We start from the raw sequence: 24,653 nt of genomic DNA, 5'->3' as shown, positions 1-24,653 counted from the left end.
TTCAATCAGCCACAGGAGGCCAAATGAGCACAGCAACCTTGACAATCCAGCAGCAAGACAGCGCGCATTGCTTGCACCCTTTTACTAATTTTAAAGAGTTAAATACCAAAGGCGCAAAGGTGATTGAGCGTGGTGAAGGAATTTATGTATACGACAGTGAAGGGAATAAACTGCTCGATGCGATGGCTGGCTTGTGGTGTGTGAATTTGGGCTACGGTCGTCAGGAACTGGTCGATGCCGCCGCCAAACAAATGCAGCAACTTCCTTATTACAATCTATTCTTTCAAACCACTCATAAACCTGCGGTCGAATTAGCGACGGTATTGGCCGAACTCACCCCGGAAGGGCTAAATCACGCCTTTTTCACCGGGTCTGGCTCTGAGTGTAACGACACGGTAGTGCGCATGGTTCGTCATTACTGGGCGAGTAAAGGCCAACCCGATAAGCTAGAAATTATTAGCCGTAATAACGCTTACCACGGTAGTACTATGGCTGGAGCCAGTCTTGGCGGAATGGACTTTATGCATGCGCAAGGCGGTTTGCCACTACCGAATATTTGCCACATCGACCAACCTTATTGGTTTACCGAAGGCCAAGGCCAAGACCCGGAGCAGTTTGGCCTAGAGCGAGCGCGTCAGCTAGAGCAAAAGATCCTCGAATTAGGTGAAGACAAAGTCGCCGCCTTTATTGCCGAACCAATCCAAGGTGCAGGCGGGGTGATTATTCCTCCCGACAGCTATTGGCCCGAGATTCAACGGATCTGCGATCAATACGATATCTTATTGATCGTTGACGAAGTGATATGCGGCTTTGGTCGCACCGGTGAATGGTTTGCCAGTCAAACTTTTAATATTAAACCTGATTTGATGTGTATGGCGAAAGGGATTACCTCCGGCTACCTACCGCTGGGTGCGGTGATGGTGTCTGATGACGTTGCCCAGATACTAACCGAAGCTGACCAAGAGTTTGCCCATGGTTTCACCTACTCCGGCCATCCCGCCGCCTGTGCGGTCGCACTGGAAAATATTCGCATCCTGCAACAGGAGAACATTATTCAGACGGTGCGTGAAGACACCGCGCCCTATCTAGCCAAACGTTGGCAGGAATTAGCTGAGCACCCAATTGTTGGAGAAGCCCGCAGTAAGGGCCTAGTAGGCGCCTTAGAATTAGTCGCCGACAAAACCACCAAGCAACGCTTTGCTAAACACTTAAATGCAGGCACAGTATGTAGAGACTTTTGTATAAACAATGGTTTAATCATGCGTGCTTGCGGCGAAACGATGATCATTTCGCCGCCACTCATAATAACAAAATCACAAATAGATCAGTTAATCACACTGGCGAAACAAAGTTTGGATGACACTCTACGAGCATTGAGTTAATCCGGGAAGCAGTACGAGAATCACCTCAAGGAATTGGAGAACAATGATGAACAAAGCAACAGTGAAGCTAACGCTTGCTTCGATTTTAGCTGCCACCGCCATAAACGTGCAGGCCGCAGAAGATAAAGTCCTGAATGTGTACAACTGGTCTGACTATATTGCCGAAGATACCATCGCTAATTTTGAGGCCGAAACCGGCATTAAAGTAGTCTACGATGTATTTGACTCAAACGAAGTATTAGAGGCAAAGATACTATCTGGTTCAACCGGCTTTGATATTGTGGTTCCCTCTTCAGACTTTCTCGCCCGCCAAGCACAGGCTGGTGCGTTTATGAAATTGGATAAAAGCAAGCTCAGTAACTACAGCAACCTCGATCCGAAGATTATGAGCATGTTAAGTGATACTTCTGATCCAGGAAACCTCTATGCCGTCCCTTACCTTTGGGGCACCACTGGTATTGGTTATAACGTCGATAAAGTAAAACAGGTATTGGGTGATGACGCGCCAGTGAACAGCTGGGACTTAGTCTTTAAACCAGAGTATATGGAGAAGCTGTCACAATGTGGCGTGGCTTTCCTCAATGCGCCCACCGAAATTTATGGTGCAGCCTTGCATTATCTCGGTAAAGATCCAAATTCAACCAACATTAAAGAGTACAAAGAGAATTCGGAAGCCTATAAGCTGCTGAAATCAATACGTCCTTATGTGACTTATTTCCACTCTTCGCAATTCATCAACGACTTAGCCAATGGTGATATTTGTGTGGCCATCGGTTGGTCAGGCGATATCTTGCAAGCCTCGGATCGCGCAGCAGAAGCGGACAACGGCATCAATGTAAAATATGAGATCCCCAAAGAAGGCACCTTGGCTTGGTTTGACCTAATGGCGATTCCAGCCGATGCACCGCACAAAGAGAACGCCTACGCCTTCATTAACTACCTATTACGGCCTAAGGTGATTGCAGAGATCTCTAACTTTGTTTGGTACGCCAATCCAACCCCTGCATCGAAAGAATTTATTGATCCAGAAATAACTTCACATCCAGGGATCTATCCAAGCGATGAGACTTTAGCTAAGCTCTACGGTTCGAAAGTTATGCCACCGAAAGTGTCTCGAACTCTGACTCGTTCTTGGACTAAATTTCTACAAAACTAAGTAATACGCTTGCCACCGTTGGGTGGCAAGCGCGCTTTTATATCTTAATGGAGGATCCGCAATGGCGGCGGTACCAGATATTTCTGTAGAGCCGGTGAAAGATGCACCGGCGCCACAACCCTTATTACATATTGAAAACATCAGTAGAAACTATGATGGCGCGATTGCCGTCGATAACGTAAGTCTAACCATTAATAAAGGTGAAATTTTCGCGCTACTCGGTGCTTCAGGCTGTGGTAAATCAACGCTACTTCGGATGTTAGCCGGCTTTGAACAGCCGAATGCAGGCAAGATTATTCTTGATGGCCAGGAATTAATTAACGTGCCGCCGCATCAACGCCCTGTCAACATGATGTTTCAGTCCTATGCCTTATTTCCGCACATGAGCGTAGAACAGAATATTGCCTTTGGTCTCAAACAAGACAAGCTCTCGAAAACTGAAATCAGAGACACTGTCGTCAACATGCTAGAACTGGTGCATATGACGGCTTACGCCAAACGTAAACCCCATCAACTTTCCGGCGGTCAGCGACAACGGGTGGCGCTCGCCCGCAGTCTGGCGAAACGCCCCAAGCTGTTATTACTCGACGAACCGATGGGTGCGCTAGATAAAAAACTACGTGGCCAAATGCAACTTGAAGTAGTTGATATTCTTGAAAAAGTAGGCGCAACCTGTGTGATGGTGACTCACGACCAAGAAGAAGCCATGACCATGGCCAGTCGCGTCGCCATTATGAACCGCGGACAATTTATTCAGGTCGGTGAACCGGAAGAAATTTACGAGTATCCAAATTCTCGTTTCAGCGCCGAATTTATTGGTTCGGTAAACATCTTTGAAGGCGTAGTCAGCAATAACGAAAATGATAGTGCGGTGATCGATTGTCCCGACTTAGGTTTCCCAATTCATCTCAACCATGGGGTATCGGCAGCGCCCGGCGTGCCTTTCATGATTGCGGTTCGTCCCGAGAAAATAAGTATTTTTAAGACTCTCAAAGGGCGCAGCAACAATCTTTGTCAGGGTAAGGTCGAAGACATCGCCTATCTCGGCAACCAATCCATATATTATGTGCGTCTTGCTAGCGGTAAACGAGTGACCGCCGCGATGCCAAATAGCAGTCGCCATCGTAACAATATGCCCACTTGGAATGACCCAGTGTATCTATGTTGGCAGGCAGACAGCTGCGTGGTACTGAAAATATGAGTACTTTAGCCACCTCCAAAACCAGACAACGTATCGCTCGATTGATTCCCAAAGGTCGCTGCATGGTCTTGGCCGTGCCTTATTTTTGGTTATTCCTATTTTTCTTACTGCCATTTTTCATCGTCTTTAAAATTAGTTTTTCCGAGGCGATGATCGCGATCCCACCTTATAGCCAACTGGTGACGATGGTCGATGAGCAGGTCCAAATATTGCTCAATGTCGGTAACTATTTCTATTTAGTCAATGATGGCCTTTATTTAAGCTCCTATCTGCAATCTGTAAAAATTGCAGGCATTTCCACCCTGCTGTGTTTGATCATTGGTTTTCCGATGGCGTGGGCGATTGTTCACTCCAATCCAGCGAATCGCAATATCTTGTTAATGTTGATTATTTTACCTTCATGGACCAGCTTTCTGATCCGAGTTTATGCTTGGATCGGGATTTTAAAAAACAATGGTTTCCTGAATAATATTCTGCTGTACACCGGTATAATCGATGAACCCTTACGCATATTGCACACCGATACCGCGGTCTACATCGGTATTGTCTATACCTATCTTCCGTTTATGATTTTGCCACTTTATACCGCATTAATGCGAGTCGACTACTCGCTCATCGAAGCCGCCAGAGACTTAGGTGCCTCGACCGCCACGGTATTATTTAAAGTCCTATTACCATTGACCAAGTCGGGCATTGTTGCGGGCTCAATGTTAGTGTTCATCCCTGCAGTTGGTGAATTTGTGATCCCAGAATTACTCGGTGGGCCAGATTCGATCTTGATCGGCAAAATTTTATGGCAAGAGTTCTTTAACAATCGAGATTGGCCAGTCGCTTCGGCAGTTGCATCGGTGATGCTACTGTTGCTAATGGTGCCAATATTATTCTTTTATCGTTATCAGAAACGTGAAATGGAGGCCGGCTAATGAACGCGATTCCGGTTTACAAAAGCAAGTGGAAATGGGCCATTTTAAGTGTTGGTTTAGCCTTTCTCTACCTGCCAATTCTTAGCCTAATCATTTACTCATTTAACGCCAACCGCTTGGTTACGGTCTGGAGTGGCTTTTCCACCAAGTGGTACGGCGCACTCTTCCAAGATGACTTGCTAATGCATGGCATCAGTCTAAGTTTAACCATTGGCGTGTTATCCGCGAGCGCAGCAGTGGTGCTTGGTACCATGGCCGCTTTTGCGATGACCCGTTTCGGTAACTTTAAAGGTGAAACCAGCTTCGCATTTATGATTACCGCCCCCTTAGTAATGCCCGAGGTGATTACTGGTTTAAGTTTGTTATTGCTGTTCATTGCTTTGAGTCAGGTATTCGACCTATTTAGTCACCGTGGCATGCTCACCATTTGGATTGCTCACGTCACCTTCTGTACTGCCTATGTGTCGGTGGTGGTAAGCTCTCGGCTACGGGAGCTCGATCAAAGCATCGAAGAAGCTGCCATGGATTTAGGCGCAACGCCGTTGAAAGTATTCTTTTTGATTACTCTGCCAACGATTTTTCCAGCGATTGTGGCTGGTTGGTTACTCGCCTTCACCTTGTCGCTCGACGACTTGGTTATTGCCAGCTTTGTGTCGGGCCCGAGTGCAACCACCTTACCGATGGTGGTGTTTTCTAGTGTAAGATTAGGGGTAAGTCCCAAAATTAATGCACTTGCTACCCTGATTATTGGTGTAGTATCTGTCGCTACTCTTATTGCCTGGTGGATTATGGCCAGAGCCGAGAAACGTCGTTTGCTCGACTTGAGAGCGAGCAACAGTGCTTAATCGGTACCAACCAAGGAACAAGCTATAATGGATGTTGGAAAACGATTGAAAAGCATCCGCTTAATGCGTGGGATTTCCCAGCGGGAATTAGCCAAATTAAGCGGTGTCACCAACAGCATGATTTCACAAATTGAGCAAAACCAAGTGAATCCTTCAGTGGGTTCGCTAAAAAAAATCCTCGACGCTATTCCGATTTCAATGGGTGAATTCTTTACCTTAGAAATGGAAAGCGAAGATAAGATTTTTTATAGTGCTGAAGAACTCACGGATCTGGGGGATGGGAAAGTTAAAATGCTACTGGTCGGGAGCAAACACACTGGCCGACAACTAGCGATTTTACGCGAGATCTATCCAGCAGGTGCAGATACTGGCACCGAGTTTATTCAACACGAAGGGGAAGAAGGTGGCATTATTATCCGTGGTGAAATCGAAATCACCGTGGGTAGCAAATCTAAGGTTCTCAAAGCTGGTGACTCCTACTATTTTGAAACCCGCAAACCACATCGTTTTCGCAATAAAAGCAAAGAGGTGTGTGAACTGATTAGTGCCGCCACCCCACCCACTTTTTAAGCCGAAGCCCTCTCATAACAAAGCCGCTATATAGCGGCTTTGTTATTTGTGAAAAGCCCTTCTCATGCGGGCTAAATCGAAGCAATCACAGCCTAATCCAAATCAACACTAATGGGCAATAGTTGGTTCACCCACGGAAGGGATCTTACGTTTTCCCTTGGCGATCATAGAAAATACCACGGGTACAAAAAAGAATGACAACATGGTAGTCAGTACCGTGCCGCCAGCAATCGCAACCGCGAAGGGTGGCCAAAAGCCTCCCCCTTCTAAAATCAAAGGAAGAAAGCCACCAACCGTTGTAATGGTGGTCGAGCTAATATGTCGAGTACAACTGAGAACCCCGAAACAGATCGCTTCAGCATCACCATCACAGGCCTTAGCATCCGATTTCAGTTCCGCCACGATCACAATAGCAGCATTAATCGCCAAACCGATCAGTCCTAATAAACCAATAATAACCGTAAAGCCAAAAGGATAACCGCCCAAGAACACACTTAACAGCCCCAAACCTGCGGCTTGAATCGCTGTCACCATAATCAAAAAACTCAACCTGAAAGAGTTAAATGACAAAACCACCACCGTCACCAACAACACCGCGATAATACCTACACTTGCGAGCAAGTTATTAACCGCTTCGTTACGCTCAGCACCTTCACCACCAAACTCTAAGCTATAACCAACGGGCAATAAGACCTGCTCCTGCGCTAACCTCGCCTTAAATGCTTCTAATACTTCCTCGGGCAGTACATCGGTGCGTAAGTAACCTTCCACCACATTCACCCGCCGTCCGTCGCGTCGAGGCACTTCACCCCGAGTTGGACGAATTTCCAGCTCAGCTAAGGAAGCTAAAGGGATATTGCCAGCCATCTCACTAGTTAAAGTAATATCGCCTAGATTTTCTAATTCTTTACGCTGCTCATCGGCTAAACGAATTCTTACGGGTAAGGACTCACTGCCCTCCAAAACACTGCCATTAATCAGTCCTTGCAAGCTTGCTTGTAGCTGACTGGCTATTTGGGTTAAGGTCATGCCACTTAAACGCGAGGCTTCTTCATCGACTTTAAGCCATACCTTAGGTGTTCCGGCCAGCAACGTTGCACGAGTATGAGTCACGTTTGGCACCTCGGAGAGGATCCGCCGATAGTGATCACCCAATTCTTTAAGTTGGTCTAAATTGGGACCAAATACACGCAATTCAATCGGAGCATTAAAAGGAGGCCCCTGTTCTAACTTGCGTACCAAAATTTGCGCTTGTGGGTACTGTGCATCAAACTCTTCTTGTAAGAGCGGGATCAAACGATTGGCCGCACGAAAATCATCGGTTTTAATCATTGCTTGGGCATAGTTTTTTGCCCCTAATTGACGCGGCATTAAGTTGTAGTAAAACGACGGTGCATTATTCCCCACAAACCAACTCACAGATTTGATCCCGTCCTTGGCATACATATGTTCAGTTAACTGCTCGGTTAAATGCTCGGTGGCATAAATGCTGGACTGTGGTGCCATGTACACCTCTATCTGAAACATATCGCGATCAGACGGTGGGAAGAATTGCTCAGTCAAACCGCCAGCGCTGTAAAAGCCATAAATAGGCAAGGCTGAAACCAGTAATAAAGTCAATTTAGGAAAACGCAAACAGCCATGTAAAAGGGCCTGAAAGGCTCTACTTAACCAAGCAAACTGAACCCCTTTATTATACCAATGGTCAGCACTTTGATGAGAAGGTAGAAAATGTCCGGAAAAGCTGGCCACTAAAGTGTGAGAAATAAAATAAGAGCCAATTAGTGAGAAGATCACGCTTAAGGCAATGCCACTCACAAATTCTCCGGCGGGTCCCGGCATTAATACGATGGGCAAAAAGGCCAAAATGGTGGTTAAGGTGGAACCAAGTAAAGGCAGCCAAAGATGGTTAAGCGATTCTTTTACCGCCTGTAAACCCGATTTACCTTGCTGGCGCTTTTGCGCAACGGTATCGGCCATAACAATGGCATTATCAACCATGATCCCCAGAGCAACCACCAAACCGGTTACTGACATTTGATGAATTGGCAAGCCGTAGAATTTCATGCACGCAAGGGTAAACATCACCGTGAGCGGTAAAGATAAACCAACAATAAGGGCCGAACGCCAACCGAGGGTAAGTAAAAGAACCACCACAATAATAGCAAAACCGATCAATACATTAATCACCAACTCCCCTAAACGAGTCGAGGTATAGCCATCTTGCTCAAAAATAACCTCGGCGCTTACATTGCTTGGTAGTATCTGCTGAAATTCCTCCAAGGCCAGATTGACTCGAGAGCTCCACCGATCCACCCGATATTCAGACAACATCCGAACACCGATCACCACCGCATCTTGGCGTTCCACCACAGCAATTTGCTCCGGCGGGGATTTCAGCTGTCGACTCACCTCCGCCAAATCGCCTAAGTGATAAACAAAGGCATTCGCGCTCGCGCCGACAGGGATGCTGCGGATCCGCTCTAAAGAATCGAGTTCACCTTCCAGCTCAAGTTGCATCAGGGTATTATTATTGGTCAATTCACCAGCCGACACCTTCGCATCAGCGGCAGCAATCATTTGCGACACTTGCTCGGTACTCAGTCCGATAGCGCTAGCTTGATAGGGGTCTATTTCGACCAGAATTTCTTCTTCACCATTCCCCTGCACATCGACAAAATCGGTCCCCGCAATATTACGCAAACGGTTCTGTAATTCTTTCGCATAACGCCCCAATATTGCTAAATCAGATTCACTTTTCCCCTGCCAGCGCAGTGCAATTAAAGTGGTAAAAGCATAGCCTCGGTCTTCATCCACCAGCGGAGTCGAGCTACCAAGCGGTAACTGTGGTGCCAATTCACTGACCAAATCACGAACCCGCGCCCATACAGGTACAACTTCCATCACTTGGTCTTTCAATTCCACCTGTAGCACCGAAAAACCAGATCGAGAAGAAGATTGCACTAGTTTTATTTCTGGCAATTTTCTAATTTTATTTTCGATGAGTTCGGTCACTAAGGCTTCCACTCGCTCTGCCGAAGCCCCCGGGTACTGGGTAATAATACTAGCAAAACGACTAGTAATTTTAGGATCTTCGCTGCGCGGTAAAGTGCTAATCGCACCAATCCCCGAAACCACAATCAACGCAATCAGCAGCGCAATTAAACGTCCGTTGTTATAAATGGCGGCAATCATGATTATTTAGCCTCATCAATAAATGAGCTGGGTAGAACTCGTTGCCCCGGGACATAGCGATGCATCCCGGTCGCTACAATCGACTCTCCGGGTTGTAAGGCGCCAGTCACAAAAGCTTGCTCTTGGGTCGCATAGTGAACGCTTACATCGCGCCGCTCTAATACAAATTCACCATTACTTTGCTCAACAATCGCATACACATTCCATAAGCCACGGATACCATCAACAATCGCACTGACCGGCACCCAATAGCCCGGCTGTTCAACGCTTTCAACCACATGCAAATAAGCTAATTGCCCACTCACCAAGCGATCATCTTCAGGGAGCGCAAAACGCAATTGAACGGTGCGGGAAACTGGATCAACTTGTCCACCAGAAGCCACTAGCTCCACTGAATAGTCATGTTTGGCCACAGTGACAGAGCTAGGTTTAGCCAAACCCACTTGCGCTAATAAGCGCACCGGTACACCAACGATTACTTCATTGCCACCCAGCTGTAACACCGTTAAAACTGGCTGAGAAGCGCCCACCACAGCGCCCTCGGACACGGTTCGACTATCAACGATGCCAGTATAGGGGGCGATTAAAGTAGATTTTTCAATCCGAGTTCGATTGGCTTTAATTGAAGCATCAATTCTTGCCTTATTGGCTTTGAGTGATTTTTGTTGTGCAACCAATTCATCAACACTCTGAGCGGAGGCGTAACCATCACTTTTGAGAGACTTCACTCGTTTTAAATTGGCTTTGACTAAGGCCGCATCGGCGGCGACTTGTTGTAATTGAGCCTGTAAATCGATGAACTCAATCTCTAATAATTCAGTATCGAGCTGCATCAAGATAGCACCTTGGTCAACCCGATCCCCTTCATCGACAAAGATTTTCGAGATTTTACCCGCGAGCTCAAACCCGAGGTCTGCACGCTGCTTGGCGATCACCTGCCCCACAAAGCGCCGCTCAATCGCATAATGCTCAACTCGCTGCAGGGAAAACGACTTCACTGGCGCGATGTGTTGTTCATCTTGGGGGAGGGATTCACTACCCTGCGCATATGCAGGCAAGGTCACGGCACTTGTCACTGCCAACAAGGCTAGCCAAGGTAGAATTGAAAAATTTAATGAAAATAACGACCTAAGCATAGTAACGTTCCGTGTGACTAAAGTGATAAATACATTACTCAGTGTAGAAAGACTGTGGTTCACTGTCTAGAGTCGGTTTGTTGATTCTAGCGACAAACCACACCTCTACCGAGTAGCTGTTCGCTATAATAAGTGATAAATCATAACAAAGCTGTAAGTAACATCGCCAAAGGGCATCCCGCCTTGGAACAATCCAATATAAACACTTGTAGCTCACCTAGCGCTGATAGAAAATTACCAGCGAATAATATATTCCTTTAAGGAAAGCCATGAGTACCCTCGCAGACCACCCCGACTATTCCTTATATTCCAATGCCAGCACGTTTCTGCGCCAAGCTTTGGATCATAAGCCAGCTCAGAGTGATGCCGATGTGGTGGTCACTGGTCTGCCCTTCGATTTAGCCACCACGGGTCGCCCCGGTGCCAGGCTTGGTCCCGATGCAGTGCGTCGCGCCTCGGTCAACTTGGCTTGGGAAGAAACCCGTTGGCCGTGGCATTTTAAATTATTCGAACAATTAACAATGATCGATGCTGGTGACCTCGTATTTGATTGCGGTGAACAGCAACAGTTTACCCAGCGCTTAGAAAGTTATGCCAAGCAGCTACTCGAAGCAGGAAAAACCATGTTAAGTCTGGGCGGCGATCACTTTGTGACCCTACCGCTATTACGAGCCCACGCCAAACACCACGGTAAACTCGCCTTACTGCATTTTGACGCACACACCGATACCTATAGCCAGGGCAGTCACTACGACCATGGCACTATGTTCTATCATGCACCGAAGGAAGGGCTCATTGACCCAGAGCATTCCTTACAATTAGGTATTCGTACCGATTACGAACGGGATAATCATCCCTTCATGGTGATTGATGCCGATCAAGCTAATCACTTAAGTCTTGAGCTAATTAACCTCAGATCGGTTTAAACCATCGCCATCAACCCTATTTTCTCAGCGCTCGTGATATTTAGCGATGGCTTTTCTGGTTTCAGACTGTATGCGATTAGCCCTCCAAGTAGGTTCAACATAAATCCATGCAGGCTCCGATGGCGGGAATGCTCTATCTGAGAGATGTTTTTCAGTTGGTCATTAATGGTTTCGATAATGAACCTTTTTGACAACATCGCTCTATCCCAAGCGGCAAGTACTTTCGGTTTCATGTTCTTACGGTGGGTCGTAATTAGGGTAATTCCGTCCTCTTTTAAATCTTCGGTAAGTGCTTTACTGATATAGCCTTTGTCTGCATACAGCTTGTCGAAAAGGCCTTTTGATAGTTCCCGAACAGGCTTTCTATCATCGGTATTAGCAGGTGTAAGTTTGGCTGCAACGATATCGCCGAGATGGTTGGTAATGATGTGAAGCTTAAACCCATAGAACCAGCCCATTGTACCTTTACCTCTTGCCGCAGTTCCTTTGAAAACCTTATGCCTTGGAATGCGTAAATTGTGGCAGACCTTAATACTCGTAGAGTCAATAAACTCAATGCCTGTCGGCTCTCCTTTAACATGAGTAAAAAAAGAGCTCAATGGCACGAGCACAGAAGACATTACTTCAAGAAATCGTGTGTAACTGAGTAGTGTGGGAAAATCACTCTTGTAGTGACGGCGTACGATTCCAAGGTAAAAGTTTTTGAAATCACGCTGATGAGACATATGGAAAGCGATAATGATTGTCATGATTTCGCTTTCGGACATTCGACCTTTGCGGTTTCGCTTACGTTCGCCGCTTTCAAGCTGAAGTTTTTGCCACTGAGGTAGAAAAGCCTTACAAAAGTCATCGACATGACAAAATAAGTCCACTAATTTATGCATAGCTGGTTCCTTTGCGATGGTTCTCTCTTGGTCGAAAGATCTGATCGCAGAACCAGCTTTTAGTTCCCTTCTTTTTATCCCGAGTTCAGGTTAATTATTCAACAAATTCGCCAACGAGTGGCCAACCACCCCGTCTACATCAGTTTCGACATCGACTGTCTTGACCCGGCTTACGCCCCCGGCACTGGTACCCCAGTCTGCGGCGGTTTAAGCAGTAATCGGATCTTACAAATATTACGGGGTCTACAAGGGATCAATTTAATCGGCATGGATGTCGTCGAAGTTGCGCCCGCCTACGATCAAAGTGATGTAACCGCACTTGCTGCAGCCACTATCGGCCTAGAGCTATTGCATCTATGGGCCGTGAGACCCCGCTAAAGATTTACCCAAACACATTCAAGGCGCAAATCTACGCCTTGAATGTCACTCTACGCTTATCCCACAAGCACCAGTAAAGAGTTATTTAACTGCAAGTGGCGAATACGGACCATTCGGCAAGAAAGTTGAAGGGTCTGTATAAAACACCTGATAATTAGCGACTCGAGTCAAAGGCATATAATCTGGCGCAGCTCTATTAATCGCCGCGGTCACAACAGCCCCAATTAAATCGCCCAGCAAATTCCCTGTAGAAGAACTTTGAGGTGTATACTCTATGTGCTTATGAGCCTCCCAAATAATATCTCCGGTTGGATTTTTAAATTGATAAGAAAAATCAACAACAGTGGTACTAGAGAGTAGAACAAAGGTCGTATCCCATTTTTCTATTGTGACATAGAGAATGGTATCGGCGCCGAACATTTCAGCCAAACTACTGGTAGGTAAATTATGAATTTCGCTTGGTTCATACAATCCTTCATACTCTAAGACTGTTTTAACCGTATTGGAGGGGTAAACATAGTAGCCTTTTTCAGCGAGCATCACTGGTAAGGAACTATATACAGCAAGTGGCGCATCAACATCTACACTATGGTTAATCACTGGTAAAATTAATATTGAACGAGGCTTAATGTCCTCAAACCCTGTTTGTCGAGGCTCAGTCGGTACGCTTTGACAAGCTGTAAGCAATAAGCTGCCGAATAAAATGATAACTAATTTATACATAATAACTACTCTTTAGGAAGCTGCTTTTCTAAGTTTTGGATTATTGCGTCCATCAAGGGTTTACTCTCCGGCCAGGTTTCCGATTCTTTGGTGTAATAATTAATTGCCTTAGGGACATCTCCAGACTTCAAATTAAAAGTTCCAACTTCGGCATATAAGCCGGGTGCAGCTTTCTGGCCATTCTGTTCAACTTGTAGAAGATGTTCTTCTAAGGCTAATGGAAACTCCTCAGCTGCGACAGGATCATGATAATACTCATATAAACTTTCATCGTAGCCGCCCCAGTCATACATCGTTTTGGTCGTTTGACATCCCGATAGAAAGGCCATTGATGTCATAAAAAAAATTAATTTAAGCGTCTTCATTTTATAATTACCGTTTTAGTCACACCATCTCCAAGGTATATTTTTTGCTTTAATACCGACTTATCACCATCGAATACCTCTACCACATGTGTGCCAGACAATAACTTAAGAGCCTTATTTCCGTCATGATAATCCACAATACTTCCCATCTCTAAGCCATCGACCTGCAAAGTATAAGTAGCCAAATCTTTAGTGCTTCCTGCCGAAGAAAAGATTAATTGAGGACGATTATCAAGCGTACTACTGGTTGATGTGGGCATTTGAACACAACCACTAAGCGCCCCAAGAATTAGAGCTGAAACTAATATTTTACTTATCATCATTTCATCTCCACTACATTTAATTTAGTTAGATCCATGTCAACTATCGAACCACCCGTTAATGTAGCAACCGAGCCTTCATTGGTTTCATTATCACCAAATAATTGAATAACTTTAATTTCTGCTACTGACTTACCAGGTAAAGTAATCATAAATCCAGTTTGCTTTGATTTAACTTCTTTACCTTGAGTTTCAATTGAAAAAGCCATGCCTTCTGTTATTCCCTGACTTTTACCACCGCTTAAATAAATTAACCCATCTTCTAAAGCTAAAATGTCGGTCTTCCATGGCCGCGATTGGATCTCTTGGGTTAACTTACTGATTGCATCAGATATGGCATTAGAGATTGCAAGGTCGTTAAGCGTGCCATCATAGGATGCCTTAGAACCAAAACCAGCAACCGAAGCTGACTCAGTGCTTGCTTCGCCCGCACCAGATAACGAGTGATATACCAAGCCAGTTTTACTATCAACAAGTCTTAAATCCATTTTTGCATAAGCAATCTGCTTCTTGGTGGACGATAAAAAGCCACTTTCGCCGACGGTTTTTCGACCAAATTCGGTTAAAGAACCGATAATCAGTGTATCAACACCAACAAAATCGGTTTTTCCACCGGTTAGTTGAGCTTCGTCTTGCAACCTGGCGATGTCAGGGCGTTCAAATACAAGATATTGTCCCGACTCAGTCAACGCTTTAGAAAGCATATCGGTGACTTGTTTTCCCAACACGTCCCCTTTTGAATCTCTTAATAAGCTTTTACCGTAAATCGTTTCATTAGAGATCCTGCCTAGAGCGACCTTTCGTTTCAAAGTTGGCTTGGCTGGGGCTTGCTGTTGCAAGGTCTGCGCTTCCCGTTGTGCTTCCTGAGAGTGGGCACTTTCAACTGATTCAATTTGAGGGCTTTGGGTTGAGCATCCGCTCAAAAAGGTGATAAAAAAAGCCGCTATCCAGCCACCTTTATTTTTCATTAAAAACTTCCTTAATAATAATGCGATAATGCGTTGAATTTATTGAAACAACATCGAACGTCATATTATTAACAATATCCATATGAAAGCATAGATATTATTGTAATATATTCATTTCATTGAGATTCAATCTATAGAAAGTTAATCCGTTGAGTAGGAGCACTGCTAATGAACCTGAGCGACTTTACTCGCGATTCTGTAAGCCGTTCTCTACTCGTTGACGCCGAATTGCATCTTTGTTTACCGCAATATGATCGCGCATACCCACTAAACCGTTTAACACTGCCGCATAAACCGCTTGATTTGACGCCTTACCTAAAAATCCATCGGCATGTGAATGATGCCAATCGATGGCCTGGTTGATCACTTCAACCCATTCATCCACATCACCAGCAATATACTCATTTAATGGTCGACCAAGCGTATCCATTAACGAAGCAAATAGTGCGGCATCTGCAGATGGATCCAGATCAGGTCTGGCCTTTAAATAGGCACGATAGCGAATTTGCCCCACATAGAACCACTTCACCGCTTGCCGCTTATAGCCTTGTTGAAAGAGTATTCCGGCTAATTCTAGGTAACGACTAGGATGTTTATTCTGTATCCCGGCCACTAAGTCAGCAAGCTGATGATTCTCAGCAGATATTTGAGTTAAATCCTCCGTTTTGCTGGTTGCAGCACAAGTCCAAAGACTTAAATACATTAACAATACAACTAAATATTTCACTGTTTTATTCCTGCATAAGCCGCGCACCATGCTTGGCTGGTAAAGGTGTTACTGGTAAATACTCATCGTCCTCCAATCGCAACTATCGATTGATCAACACCTTACTGAATGAGAAATAATAAAATTAGACCTCCAGCAATACTTGTAAAAACATTCCGATATGCTTTAGACACGATAGAATGCCCAACGAGCCTATATGAAAGGAGATAATCAGATGAGACACAAGCATAAAGCAAGCGTCGATTTCACCGCGTTTACTTCAGCTTCCCCCACAATCTAGTTCTTTACCACGCAAGCATGGCTCAGCTTCAGAATATTCAAGCGAAGCAAATTATAAATCGTATTGCATTGATTTTATGTGATAAATATACATTTATTTTAAAAGTAAAAGGGGTCAGAGTCACTTAAGTAAAAGGGGTCAGAGTCACTTTAAATCGCGACCCTAGCGATCAAACTATCTTGTCTTCCGGCGCTCGCTTAACAAACTATACTTAAAGCGGTTGTTAGAGAGGTGCCTAACATGAGTGATTGCTGCTTATTGCCCAAAGGAACAGATCTGATCCGTGCGGTGAAGTACATCGGAGAACACCATTGCCATGATTATCGTTCGCTAAACGAGGTGGCTTTTCGTTTCGACTTGAATCCGCTCGACCAGCAGTTCATTTTAGATCATTTTATTGAAACGCCCGACTCCCTCGAGTCGGGCAACTCAGGCTCATTAGAACTTAAGTCAGATCAATCCAAGTAGATTTAAGTTCGGTATATTTTTCAAGTGCGTGCAATGACTTGTCACGTCCATTGCCGGATTGTTTAAAACCACCAAAGGGCATGGTCATATCCCCGCCGTCCCAGTTATTCACAAATACCGTTCCGGCTCGTAAAGCACGTGAGGTACGCACTGCAGTATTCAGATCGGCGGTCCATACTGCGGCAGCCAAGCCAAAATCGGTATCGTTGGCCAGTGCAATGCCCTGCTCCAAATCATCAAATACTTGCACCACCAGCACTGGGCCAAATATTTCCTGCTTCACAATATCTAAGTCGGCCGCTACATCATCAAAAATAGTGGGCTGCACATAATAACCACCAGTTTCTTGCAACGCCTGCTCGCCACCACATAACAATTTAGCACCTTGAGCTTTCGCGCCTTCAATAAACGCTAATACCCGTTGCATCTGGGTTTGATCAACCATTGCGCCCATACTGGTGTTTGGATCCAGCGGATGACCCGGTTGCCATTGCTCAACTAAAGGCAGCATTTTCTCAATCAACTGTTGGTGAATGCTGCGATGTACCAGCAAGCGCGAAGCAGCGGTACAGACTTCACCTTGGTTATAGAATATCGATCCCACCGCAGTTTCGGCTACCTTGTCCAAGTCTGCCGCATCGGCACACACCAGATTAGGGCTTTTGCCACCACATTCCATGAAGGCCCGCTTCAAATTCGATTGTCCTGAGAACTCCACCAGTTTTTTACCCACGCCGGTAGAGCCAGTAAAGGTGATGCAATCCACATCCATATGCAAGGCCAGCGCTTGTCCTGCAGTATGACCATAACCGGGCAAAACATTAAAGACGCCATCGGGGATCCCAGCTTGCTGAGCTAATTTTGCCAAAAATAATGCACTCAATGGTGATTTTTCAGAAGGCTTCAGGATCACCGAATTGCCCGTAGCTAATGCCGGTCCAAGCTTCCATGAGGCCATCACCAAAGGGAAGTTCCACGGCACAATCGCGGCAACCACCCCCAAAGCTTCACGGGTGACCAGGGCCAAAGCGTCTGAGGTGACGGGGGCCACTTCATCATAAATCTTATCGATAGCCTCAGCATTCCAAGCGATACAGCGGGCGGTTGCCGTGGCATCGTAAGATAAAGCATCGCCAATTGGCTTCCCCATATCTAAGCTTTCTAACAATGCTAACTGCTGCTGATGTTGTTCAATTAATTGAGCAAAGGTTTGCATCACTTGCTTGCGCTCGGATGGGGCCTTACCCGACCAAGAACCACTGCTAAAAGCCTTTCGAGCGGCGCTCACCGCCAGTTCCACATCGGCGGCATCACATTCGGCCACCTCAGCTAAGGGCTGACCATTGGCCGGATTAATGCTCGTAAACGTTTTTCCTGATTGCGCGTCGACAAACTTTCCATTGATAAATGCTTGTGTTGGAAAATCTAATTCGAGTGCCTGTTTCTGCCAATACTGCAAATCATACTGAGCCATGTTCCCTCCGGGCTAAATCATCATTCGTTGTTTAATAATTAACAAAACTACACAAATATTGCATATTATTCCAGACTTGATACGATTTATTTAACAGCGAACTTTTAAATTTAAATTAACCATTGGACTGGTAACATGCATATAGCCATTATTAATTGCGACAAAGTTGACTCCAATTTAGCCAAGCACTACGGTGAATATTCTGATATGTTTATTGCCCACCTCGGTGCCCAAGACGCCAGTTTAACTTTTGAAGTATTCAATGCCTTAGAGCAACAGCTGCCCTCTTTGACTGATTTCGACGGCTATCTGATTACCGGGAGCCGTCATAATGCCTATGACCAAGACCTTTGGATCAACGCGTTAATTCGCTGGGTGCAAGAGTGTGAGCAAGTACAGGCGCCCTTAGCTGGTATCTGTTTCGGTCACCAACTGATCGCGCGCGCTTTGGGTGGCGAAGTCGCTAAGTCAGACAAAGGCTGGGGCTTAGGCGTTGCGAATAATCAACTCATCAAGGCTCCGTCTTGGGCTGAACAACAAACGGCTCCAGAACGACTACATATCTTAGTCAGCCATCAAGACCAAGTGCTGCAACTTCCCGAACATGCCGAACGCTTAGCCAGCAGTGATTTTTGCCCTAACTTTATGTTTCAGATTGGGCAGCATATATTGGCAATTCAAGGTCATCCAGAATTTGAATATGGCTACGCTGAGGCGCTGATCGACAAACGACAGCAGTTATTGTCTCCCGAAGCCTTTCGCTGCGCCAAACAGAGCCTACAGCAAGCGCTTGATGCCGATTTAGTGTTTAATTGGATATTACAAATGTATCGCCATGCTAAGTGCTAGCGCAAATAGTCGTAAAATTTATGCGACAACACTCGACATCAGCCAGCTAGCCACGTTAAATAGCACTTAATAAATGGATAGTTAAGTCACAAGGAATAAGATGCTGCGGCTTTTATGGATCTGGCCAATCTTGGCAAGCACAGTGTTATTCGGCTGTAGCCTTAAGGCATCGCCACCTCAGCAGGCTCCTCTGGTGGCCAACAGTCACTGGAGTAGCCATTATCGGCAAGGAACCTTTGCCGATCATCATTTTGAACAAGCGCTCCCGGCACCGCTACAAAACTTGCTCAAAGAAGCCTTTCAGAATAATCCCAATTTACAGCAAAGCGGCTATGCCCTCGATCAACAGCTCTACCAGATCCAAATTCAACAAGCTCAGCAATGGCCCAATATTGAAGCTTTTATTTCAGGACAACGCAGTGGTACTGATGCAGCCAGCAATGCTCAATTTAAACTGGGACTTAACTTCAATTGGGAAATCGATTGGTTAGCAAAGCTCGATGCGCGCCAACAAGCCGCTATTCTGGATGCTAAGGTCAGCTTTGAGCAATGGCAACAGGCACAAATTAGTTTGGCAGCGACCACCGCAAAGCAGTGGTTCAGCCTTATTGAAGCACAAATGCAACTCGCCTTGGTGAATCAACGTTACGAAAACCTTGGTGCTAACCTGCAAATCATTCAAGAAAACTACCAAAGCGGCCTCAACAGTGCGCTCGACGTCTACCTCGCCCGTGCCGACTTAAGTGCAGCTCAAGTACAGCAAAATAACCGCCAACAACAATTACTCAAAGCCCAGCGCCAACTGGAATTACTACTCGGTCGCTACCCAAGTGGCAGCATCAAAGTGCAAGGCGAACTGGCCGAAGCACTACCAGCGATGCCTGCAGGTTTACCCTCCGAACTGTTACTACGTCGTCATGATTTGAAAGCTGCGCAGTATCAATTGGCTGCCGCCGATCTGCGCGTTTATGCGGCTTATCGAGATCGCTTCCCCAGCCTAAAACTCACCGCCAGCGGCGGGAGTCAAAGCCCACAATTGCAGCAATTAGTGAATGGCGAGTCACTTATTTGGTCGCTGTTTGCAGGCCTGACAGCCCCCATGTTTGATGCTGGCCAACGGAAAAATATACAACTGCAACAATATGCCAAGGCGCAAGCTTTGAATCAGTCTTACTTAGAGAAAATATTGAATAGTTTTGCCGAAGTGGAAAACAGCCTCAGCTTGGAACCAAGTCTCTATCAAAGTGCTCAATTGCTGGCTGCCGCAGCGGAGGATTCGATGCAAGCCGAGACGTTAGCCTTCGAAGGTTATCTGGCAGGCCTCAACGAATACGTGACGGTACTGGAATCGCAGCGGCGTGCCTTCGACGCCCGTAGCAGCGCAATTAGTGCACTCAATTCGCAGTTACAAAATCGAATTGAACTCTACCTCGCCTTAGGCGGCGACCTCAATCATTCACAAACCCGCCGCCAGACCTTTTCTTCAGACGACTTACCTTAACCAGGAGTACTGCCAATATGGCCAAATTACTACGACTTAGCTTGCCAGTACTGATCATCATCTTGGGTATTTTGCTTAGCCAGTATATTAAACAAAACAAACCACAAGCTCAGAAAAAAACTGTCCAACAACAAACCAAATTAGCAGTAGAAGTCAGCCGCTTGCAACCGCAGGATTATCAGGTATGGATTGCCTCCTATGGTAGTATTCAAGCCCATACTGAAACCAAGTTGATCGCTCAGGTGGCGGGTACCATCACCAGTGTTTCCGATAATTTTCGGGAAGGGGAGTTTTTTAAAAAAGGCGAAAAATTACTCAAAATAGATCAGCGAGATTACCAAAATGCGATCACCATTGCCGCTGCCGAACTACAAACCACGCAACTGCAACTCGCCGAAGAGCAAGCCAAAGTCGTCCAAGCATTACGCGATTGGCAGCGTTTAGGGAAAGGTAAACCAGCCAACGATTTGGTTTTACGCAAACCACAACTCGCCGCCAAACAAGCCGCTTTAGCCTCGGCTCAAGCCAAGTTAAGTAAAGCCAAATTGGAACTAGAACGGACCGTGATCCGAGCCCCTTACGCGGGACGGGTGATCGACAAGAATGTCGAGCTTGGTGAATACGTGAGCAGCGGCAAACAACTGGCAAGCAGCTATGCCATCGACTACCTAGAACTGCGTTTACCGCTTAGCTTAAGCGATCAAGCGGTACTGAACATTCCCGAGAACTTTCGCCAAAGTCACAGCAGCATCAGCAAGCCCTTGGTCAAGCTTTATACTCAATTAGGAACGCAACAATACCAATGGCGAGCTCAAATCGAACGTAGCGAGGCAGCACTCAATAGCACCAGCCGCCAACTTTACTTAGTGGCAAAAATCGACGACCCCTACGGACCCAACAATGAAAATAAACCGCCTCTAAAAATCGGCCAATTTGTCAGCGCCAATATTCAAGGGAAAACCTTAAAACAAGTCTATGTGATCCCTCGTAGCGCCTTATATCCAGACCAGCAGGTAGTCATCCTGGAAAATGGTTTATTACAGCGTAAAAAAGTCTCACTGATCTGGCAAGATCCACAAAGTTATATCATCGATGGCGGCTTAAATCCTGGTCAAACATTAGTCACCACCCCGCTAGGCAGGGTGATCAGTGGCACCCCAGCTAGAGTCATAGGAGACTAAGCGATGCATGGTCTAATTGCTTGGTTCGCCCGTAACCACGTAGCCGCCAACCTGTTGATGGTGCTGATTGTCGGCTTAGGTTTATACTCCGCCCGCTACCGTTTACCTTTGGAGGTATTTCCTGAATTTGAGCTGGATATGGTGAACGTGAGTATCGCCTTGCCCGGGTCAAGTCCCGAAGAAAGTGAACAAAGTTTAGCGATCCGCATTGAAGAAGCGATCAGCGATATCGAAGGCATCGACCAAATATCCTCGATATCTCAGGAAGGTGCCGCGCGCGTCAGTGCCGAAGTAAATCCTCACTACGTCACTCGTGATGTGATGGACGACATTAAATCTCGGATCGACGCAATTAATACCTTCCCGAGTGATGCCGAGCGCCCTGTCGTCAGCCTCAGTCAGCGCAAACGTGAGACCATCTCGGTAGCTGTTTCTGGTGCCCTTCAAACCAAAGAACTGCGGCTACTGGCGGAACAGATCCGTGACGAACTATTGCAACTCCCGGAACTAAGTCAGGTGGAACTGGATGCGGTCGCCCCCTACGAAATTTCTATCGAAGTCTCCGAAAGAAAGCTGCGTGAATATGGCTTAAGCCTAAGTAAGGTCGCCGAATCCATTCGACTCGCCTCCTTAGATCTTTCTGCAGGCTCGGTAAAAACACAGGGAGGGGAAATTTTACTGCGCACTAAAGGCCAAGCTTACATTGGCGAAGAGTTCGCGAATTTATTAATCATCAGTCAAGCCGATGGTACTCGTATTAAACTCGCTGATATCGCCACAGTGGTGGATGGTTTCGAAGAAACACCGATTGTGAATCGATTTAATAAACAACCCGCAGTGATGATTGAAGTCTATCGAGTCGGCGATCAAAGCGCCATTGTCGTGGCTGACGCTGTGAAAAACTACATCCTTGAAAAACAGAGTCAATTGCCCACAGGGGTATCGGTCAATTATTGGCGCGACCGCTCCAGCGTGGTAAAAGCCCGTCTCAATACGCTCAAGAACAGCGCCCTGCAAGGCTGTTTATTGGTCGCCTTACTGCTTGCTATTTTCTTACGTCCGGCCATTGCAGTATGGGTCTGTGTTGGCATTCCGCTAAGCTTTATGGGCGGTTTACTGGTGATGCCTACCCTCGATGTCACCATCAACATCATCTCGTTATTTGCCTTCATCATGGTACTGGGAATTTTGGTCGACGATGCCATCGTCACTGGGGAGAATATTTATACTCACCTTAAAGCTGGCGAAGAACCACTATATGCAGCGATTAAGGGGACCCAAGAAGTCGCAGTTCCAGTGACCTTTGGCGTCTTAACTACAGTTGCCGCCTTCCTGCCGCTGCTGATGATTGATGGGGTTCGAGGCAAGATATTTGCGCAAATCCCGATGATTGTGATCCCGGTCTTGTTGTTCTCTTTGATCGAATCAAAACTAATTTTACCAGCCCACCTGAAGCACCTCAAACCACTCAATAAGAATCATTCTAGCCGCTTTAATCGCTGGCAACATGCCATCGCCGATGGCTTTGAAAATGCAATTTTACGCTTCTATCAGCCACTCTTGAAACGTGCACTATCCCGCCGTTTATTAACCCTCAGTCTCGCCATCAGCATCTTCTTAGTCGTGCTATCCTTAGCAACCTCTGGCTGGGTACGCTTTGTTTTCTTTCCAAGAGTGCCAAGCGAAACGGCACGGGCCAGCTTAGTACTACCAGCAGGCACAAGCTTTAATATCACCGATAATTATATTCAACGGATCTTTGAGGCCGCCCGTCAGTTACAAGATCAATACCGAGACTCAGAAAGTGGCGAGAGCATCATTCTCAACATTTTAGCCACTAGTGGCTCTAGCGGCGGCTCTGGCAGCGGCCAAAGTAATACTGGCCGTGTAATGTTTGAAATTGAACCCCCCGAGAGCAGAACCAACCCAGTCACCAGCGCCGATTTAGTGCGTCAGTGGCGGCAACTCATCGGCCCACTTCCCGGAGCAGAGAGCCTTACCTTCCGAGCTGAAATCGGCCGAGGCGGCTCACCTTTAGACATTCAGTTGAGTAGCAATGATTTTTCGGCCATGTCACAAGTTGCCGAACTGACTAGAAAAAAATTAGCCGAATATCCTGCGGTATTTGATATTGAAGATAGTCTAGCCAACGGCAAACAAGAACTACAACTAAACATAAAGCCACAAGCACAAGCCTTAGGTTTAAGCTTAAACGAGCTCGCCCAACAAGTGAGGAGTGCCTTTTTTGGCTATCAGGTACAGCGGATCCAGCGAGGACGTGAAGATGTCAAAGTTTATGTCCGTTATCCAGCGGATGAGCGTCACTCGCAATATAATCTCAATAAAATGCTAATTAGAACAGCCAGCGGCGCTGAACTGCCCTTCGATGAAGTTGCCACATTGCGTCCTTCACAAAGCCCGGCCACGATTACCCGGATCGATCGCTTGCGTACCCAAAATATTCGCGCCGACGTCAACAAACAGCAAGCCAACATCGAAGTGATTAAGAGCGAGCTCCAACAATGGCTCACTCAAACACTTGCCAGCTATCCAGAAGTTAACTTCAGTTTAGAAGGTGAAGCCAAAGAACAGCGCGAATCCTTTACCAGTCTGGCGATTGGCTTAGCATTTGTGCTATTTGTAATTTATGGACTACTCGCCATTCCTTTCCGATCATATTTGCAACCACTGGTGGTGATGTCGATCATCCCCTTTGGTTTAGTCGGCGCGGTACTCGGCCACATGATCATGGGTATGTCGCTAACGGTTATGAGCATGATGGGCATGCTGGCTTTAACCGGCGTTGTAGTCAACGACAGCCTTGTGCTGGTCGACTACATTAACCAGCAACGAGCCAAGGGAATCGACTTGTTCAGTGCGGTCACTAAGGCTGGGGTTGCTCGCTTTAGAGCTGTAATCCTCACCTCGTTAACCACCTTTGCTGGTTTAATGCCTCTGATTTTCGAGAAGAGTACTCAAGCACAGTTTTTAATTCCAATGGCTGTCTCACTTGGTTTTGGGATTATTTTTGCCACCATCGTGACTCTATTGATCGTACCAGTAAATTATTTGTTACTCGAAGATGCTCGTCAGGCCGGAACGAAGGCCAAAAGGTGGTGGCTGGCTGGTTTCGAAAAACCAAAGAATTAATCTACGGCGTACCAGCCCACGCACACAAAGTTGAGCAATCAAGCAAACCGG

20 protein-coding genes and 2 pseudogenes are annotated in these 24,653 nt (G+C 46.2%); 13 read left to right on the top strand and 9 right to left on the bottom strand.

All coding sequences use genetic code 11. From position 1 onward, the window contains the following. Positions 1–23 precede the first annotated feature (23 nt). From ACRRS0_RS01620 to ACRRS0_RS01595, 6 genes are all read left to right on the top strand, one after another. The gene (locus ACRRS0_RS01620; protein WP_432454949.1) at positions 24–1,382 is read left to right on the top strand and encodes an aspartate aminotransferase family protein; all 1,359 of its coding nucleotides are present in this window, start codon (positions 24–26) and stop codon (positions 1,380–1,382) included. A 43-nt stretch (positions 1,383–1,425) separates the two neighbouring features. Further along, complete coding sequence (locus ACRRS0_RS01615; RefSeq protein WP_432454950.1) at positions 1,426–2,538, top strand: extracellular solute-binding protein; 1,113 nt, start codon at positions 1,426–1,428, stop codon at positions 2,536–2,538. Positions 2,539–2,599: 61 nt separating this feature from the next. Next, positions 2,600–3,739: a putrescine ABC transporter ATP-binding subunit PotG gene (gene potG / locus ACRRS0_RS01610; RefSeq protein ID WP_432454951.1), complete on the top strand. Its 1,140-nt coding sequence runs from the start codon at positions 2,600–2,602 to the stop codon at positions 3,737–3,739. Then, a complete protein-coding gene (gene potH / locus ACRRS0_RS01605) occupies positions 3,736–4,662 on the top strand; it encodes a putrescine ABC transporter permease PotH (protein WP_432454952.1) in 927 nt (308 codons plus the stop codon). The genes potG and potH overlap by 4 nt, the downstream gene beginning before the upstream one ends. Then, positions 4,662–5,507 (top strand): ABC transporter permease subunit, encoded by an 846-nt coding sequence (locus ACRRS0_RS01600; protein WP_432454953.1) that lies wholly within the window; start codon positions 4,662–4,664, stop codon positions 5,505–5,507. The genes potH and ACRRS0_RS01600 overlap by 1 nt, the downstream gene beginning before the upstream one ends. Positions 5,508–5,534: 27 nt before the next feature. After that, entirely contained in the window at positions 5,535–6,077 is a 543-nt protein-coding gene (locus ACRRS0_RS01595; RefSeq protein WP_432454954.1) for a cupin domain-containing protein, read from the top strand. 108 nt (positions 6,078–6,185) lie between these two features. On the opposite strand, the gene ACRRS0_RS01590 is transcribed toward ACRRS0_RS01595, so the two are convergent. Then, positions 6,186–9,272 (bottom strand): efflux RND transporter permease subunit, encoded by a 3,087-nt coding sequence (locus ACRRS0_RS01590; protein ID WP_432454955.1) that lies wholly within the window; start codon positions 9,270–9,272, stop codon positions 6,186–6,188. A 2-nt stretch (positions 9,273–9,274) separates the two neighbouring features. Beyond that, the gene (locus ACRRS0_RS01585; protein ID WP_432454956.1) at positions 9,275–10,408 is read right to left on the bottom strand and encodes an efflux RND transporter periplasmic adaptor subunit; all 1,134 of its coding nucleotides are present in this window, start codon (positions 10,406–10,408) and stop codon (positions 9,275–9,277) included. A gap of 269 nt (positions 10,409–10,677) precedes the next feature. On the opposite strand from ACRRS0_RS01585, the pseudogene ACRRS0_RS01580 reads away from it, so the two are divergent. Further along, positions 10,678–11,316: pseudogene (locus tag ACRRS0_RS01580) on the top strand (arginase family protein); the annotation flags it as partial. 14 nt (positions 11,317–11,330) lie between these two features. Here the strand turns inward: ACRRS0_RS01580 and ACRRS0_RS01575 are convergent. Then, on the bottom strand, positions 11,331–12,218 hold the full coding sequence (locus ACRRS0_RS01575) for an IS982 family transposase (protein ID WP_432454957.1): 888 nt from the start codon (positions 12,216–12,218) through the stop codon (positions 11,331–11,333). Between the two features lie 93 nt (positions 12,219–12,311). On the opposite strand from ACRRS0_RS01575, the pseudogene ACRRS0_RS01570 reads away from it, so the two are divergent. Then, positions 12,312–12,596: pseudogene (locus ACRRS0_RS01570) on the top strand (arginase family protein); the annotation flags it as partial. Between the two features lie 81 nt (positions 12,597–12,677). Here the strand turns inward: ACRRS0_RS01570 and ACRRS0_RS01565 are convergent. The 5 genes from ACRRS0_RS01565 to ACRRS0_RS01545 all read right to left on the bottom strand — a co-directional run bounded on the left by ACRRS0_RS01565 (position 12,678) and on the right by ACRRS0_RS01545 (position 15,699). Next, the gene (locus tag ACRRS0_RS01565; RefSeq protein ID WP_432454958.1) at positions 12,678–13,319 is read right to left on the bottom strand and encodes a DUF799 domain-containing protein; all 642 of its coding nucleotides are present in this window, start codon (positions 13,317–13,319) and stop codon (positions 12,678–12,680) included. A gap of 5 nt (positions 13,320–13,324) precedes the next feature. Continuing rightward, a complete protein-coding gene (locus ACRRS0_RS01560; RefSeq protein ID WP_432454959.1) occupies positions 13,325–13,684 on the bottom strand; it encodes a DUF4810 domain-containing protein in 360 nt (119 codons plus the stop codon). Next, positions 13,681–14,007 (bottom strand): hypothetical protein, encoded by a 327-nt coding sequence (locus tag ACRRS0_RS01555; RefSeq protein ID WP_432454960.1) that lies wholly within the window; start codon positions 14,005–14,007, stop codon positions 13,681–13,683. The genes ACRRS0_RS01560 and ACRRS0_RS01555 overlap by 4 nt, the downstream gene beginning before the upstream one ends. Further along, complete coding sequence (locus tag ACRRS0_RS01550) at positions 14,004–14,972, bottom strand: CsgG/HfaB family protein (RefSeq protein ID WP_432454961.1); 969 nt, start codon at positions 14,970–14,972, stop codon at positions 14,004–14,006. The genes ACRRS0_RS01555 and ACRRS0_RS01550 overlap by 4 nt, the downstream gene beginning before the upstream one ends. Positions 14,973–15,156: 184 nt before the next feature. Next, complete coding sequence (locus tag ACRRS0_RS01545) at positions 15,157–15,699, bottom strand: hypothetical protein (protein ID WP_432454962.1); 543 nt, start codon at positions 15,697–15,699, stop codon at positions 15,157–15,159. A 520-nt stretch (positions 15,700–16,219) separates the two neighbouring features. Between ACRRS0_RS01545 and ACRRS0_RS01540 the strand changes: the two genes are divergently transcribed. Continuing rightward, positions 16,220–16,447: a hypothetical protein gene (locus tag ACRRS0_RS01540; protein ID WP_432454963.1), complete on the top strand. Its 228-nt coding sequence runs from the start codon at positions 16,220–16,222 to the stop codon at positions 16,445–16,447. Here the strand turns inward: ACRRS0_RS01540 and ACRRS0_RS01535 are convergent. Next, entirely contained in the window at positions 16,425–17,921 is a 1,497-nt protein-coding gene (locus ACRRS0_RS01535; protein WP_432454964.1) for an aldehyde dehydrogenase, read from the bottom strand. The two genes, ACRRS0_RS01540 and ACRRS0_RS01535, sit on opposite strands and share 23 nt — an antisense overlap. A gap of 135 nt (positions 17,922–18,056) precedes the next feature. Between ACRRS0_RS01535 and ACRRS0_RS01530 the strand changes: the two genes are divergently transcribed. From ACRRS0_RS01530 to ACRRS0_RS01515, 4 genes are all read left to right on the top strand, one after another. Next, entirely contained in the window at positions 18,057–18,770 is a 714-nt protein-coding gene (locus ACRRS0_RS01530) for a glutamine amidotransferase-related protein (protein ID WP_432454965.1), read from the top strand. 100 nt (positions 18,771–18,870) lie between these two features. Next, a complete protein-coding gene (locus ACRRS0_RS01525) occupies positions 18,871–20,271 on the top strand; it encodes a TolC family protein (RefSeq protein WP_432454966.1) in 1,401 nt (466 codons plus the stop codon). Positions 20,272–20,288: 17 nt separating this feature from the next. Continuing rightward, positions 20,289–21,452, top strand: a complete 1,164-nt coding sequence (locus ACRRS0_RS01520; protein WP_432454967.1) for an efflux RND transporter periplasmic adaptor subunit — start codon at positions 20,289–20,291, stop codon at positions 21,450–21,452. Positions 21,453–21,455: 3 nt separating this feature from the next. Then, positions 21,456–24,602, top strand: a complete 3,147-nt coding sequence (locus ACRRS0_RS01515; protein ID WP_432454968.1) for an efflux RND transporter permease subunit — start codon at positions 21,456–21,458, stop codon at positions 24,600–24,602. Positions 24,603–24,653: the final 51 nt, after the last annotated feature.

The organism is Agarivorans sp. QJM3NY_29 (assembly GCF_050870835.2).
Lineage (GTDB): Bacteria > Pseudomonadota > Gammaproteobacteria > Enterobacterales > Celerinatantimonadaceae > Agarivorans.
Note: the sequence above shows the minus strand (reverse complement) of the source record. Positions and strands in the feature narration are given on the sequence as shown.

Bases quoted from the DNA above. Each gene is read 5' to 3' on its own strand.
- ACRRS0_RS01535 (WP_432454964.1), bottom strand. From the start codon at position 17,921: ATGGCTCAGTATGATTTGCAGTATTGGCAGAAACAGGCACTCGAATTA.
- ACRRS0_RS01560 (WP_432454959.1), bottom strand. From the start codon at position 13,684: ATGAAGACGCTTAAATTAATTTTTTTTATGACATCAATGGCCTTTCTA.
- ACRRS0_RS01600 (WP_432454953.1), top strand. From the start codon at position 4,662: ATGAACGCGATTCCGGTTTACAAAAGCAAGTGGAAATGGGCCATTTTA.
- ACRRS0_RS01615 (WP_432454950.1), top strand. From the start codon at position 1,426: ATGATGAACAAAGCAACAGTGAAGCTAACGCTTGCTTCGATTTTAGCT.
- ACRRS0_RS01595 (WP_432454954.1), top strand. From the start codon at position 5,535: ATGGATGTTGGAAAACGATTGAAAAGCATCCGCTTAATGCGTGGGATT.
- ACRRS0_RS01540 (WP_432454963.1), top strand. From the start codon at position 16,220: ATGAGTGATTGCTGCTTATTGCCCAAAGGAACAGATCTGATCCGTGCG.
- ACRRS0_RS01550 (WP_432454961.1), bottom strand. From the start codon at position 14,972: ATGAAAAATAAAGGTGGCTGGATAGCGGCTTTTTTTATCACCTTTTTG.
- ACRRS0_RS01565 (WP_432454958.1), bottom strand. From the start codon at position 13,319: ATGTATAAATTAGTTATCATTTTATTCGGCAGCTTATTGCTTACAGCT.
- ACRRS0_RS01530 (WP_432454965.1), top strand. From the start codon at position 18,057: ATGCATATAGCCATTATTAATTGCGACAAAGTTGACTCCAATTTAGCC.
- potG (WP_432454951.1), top strand. From the start codon at position 2,600: ATGGCGGCGGTACCAGATATTTCTGTAGAGCCGGTGAAAGATGCACCG.
- ACRRS0_RS01520 (WP_432454967.1), top strand. From the start codon at position 20,289: ATGGCCAAATTACTACGACTTAGCTTGCCAGTACTGATCATCATCTTG.
- ACRRS0_RS01515 (WP_432454968.1), top strand. From the start codon at position 21,456: ATGCATGGTCTAATTGCTTGGTTCGCCCGTAACCACGTAGCCGCCAAC.
- ACRRS0_RS01585 (WP_432454956.1), bottom strand. From the start codon at position 10,408: ATGCTTAGGTCGTTATTTTCATTAAATTTTTCAATTCTACCTTGGCTA.
- potH (WP_432454952.1), top strand. From the start codon at position 3,736: ATGAGTACTTTAGCCACCTCCAAAACCAGACAACGTATCGCTCGATTG.
- ACRRS0_RS01575 (WP_432454957.1), bottom strand. From the start codon at position 12,218: ATGCATAAATTAGTGGACTTATTTTGTCATGTCGATGACTTTTGTAAG.
- ACRRS0_RS01620 (WP_432454949.1), top strand. From the start codon at position 24: ATGAGCACAGCAACCTTGACAATCCAGCAGCAAGACAGCGCGCATTGC.
- ACRRS0_RS01555 (WP_432454960.1), bottom strand. From the start codon at position 14,007: ATGATGATAAGTAAAATATTAGTTTCAGCTCTAATTCTTGGGGCGCTT.
- ACRRS0_RS01590 (WP_432454955.1), bottom strand. From the start codon at position 9,272: ATGATTGCCGCCATTTATAACAACGGACGTTTAATTGCGCTGCTGATT.
- ACRRS0_RS01525 (WP_432454966.1), top strand. From the start codon at position 18,871: ATGCTGCGGCTTTTATGGATCTGGCCAATCTTGGCAAGCACAGTGTTA.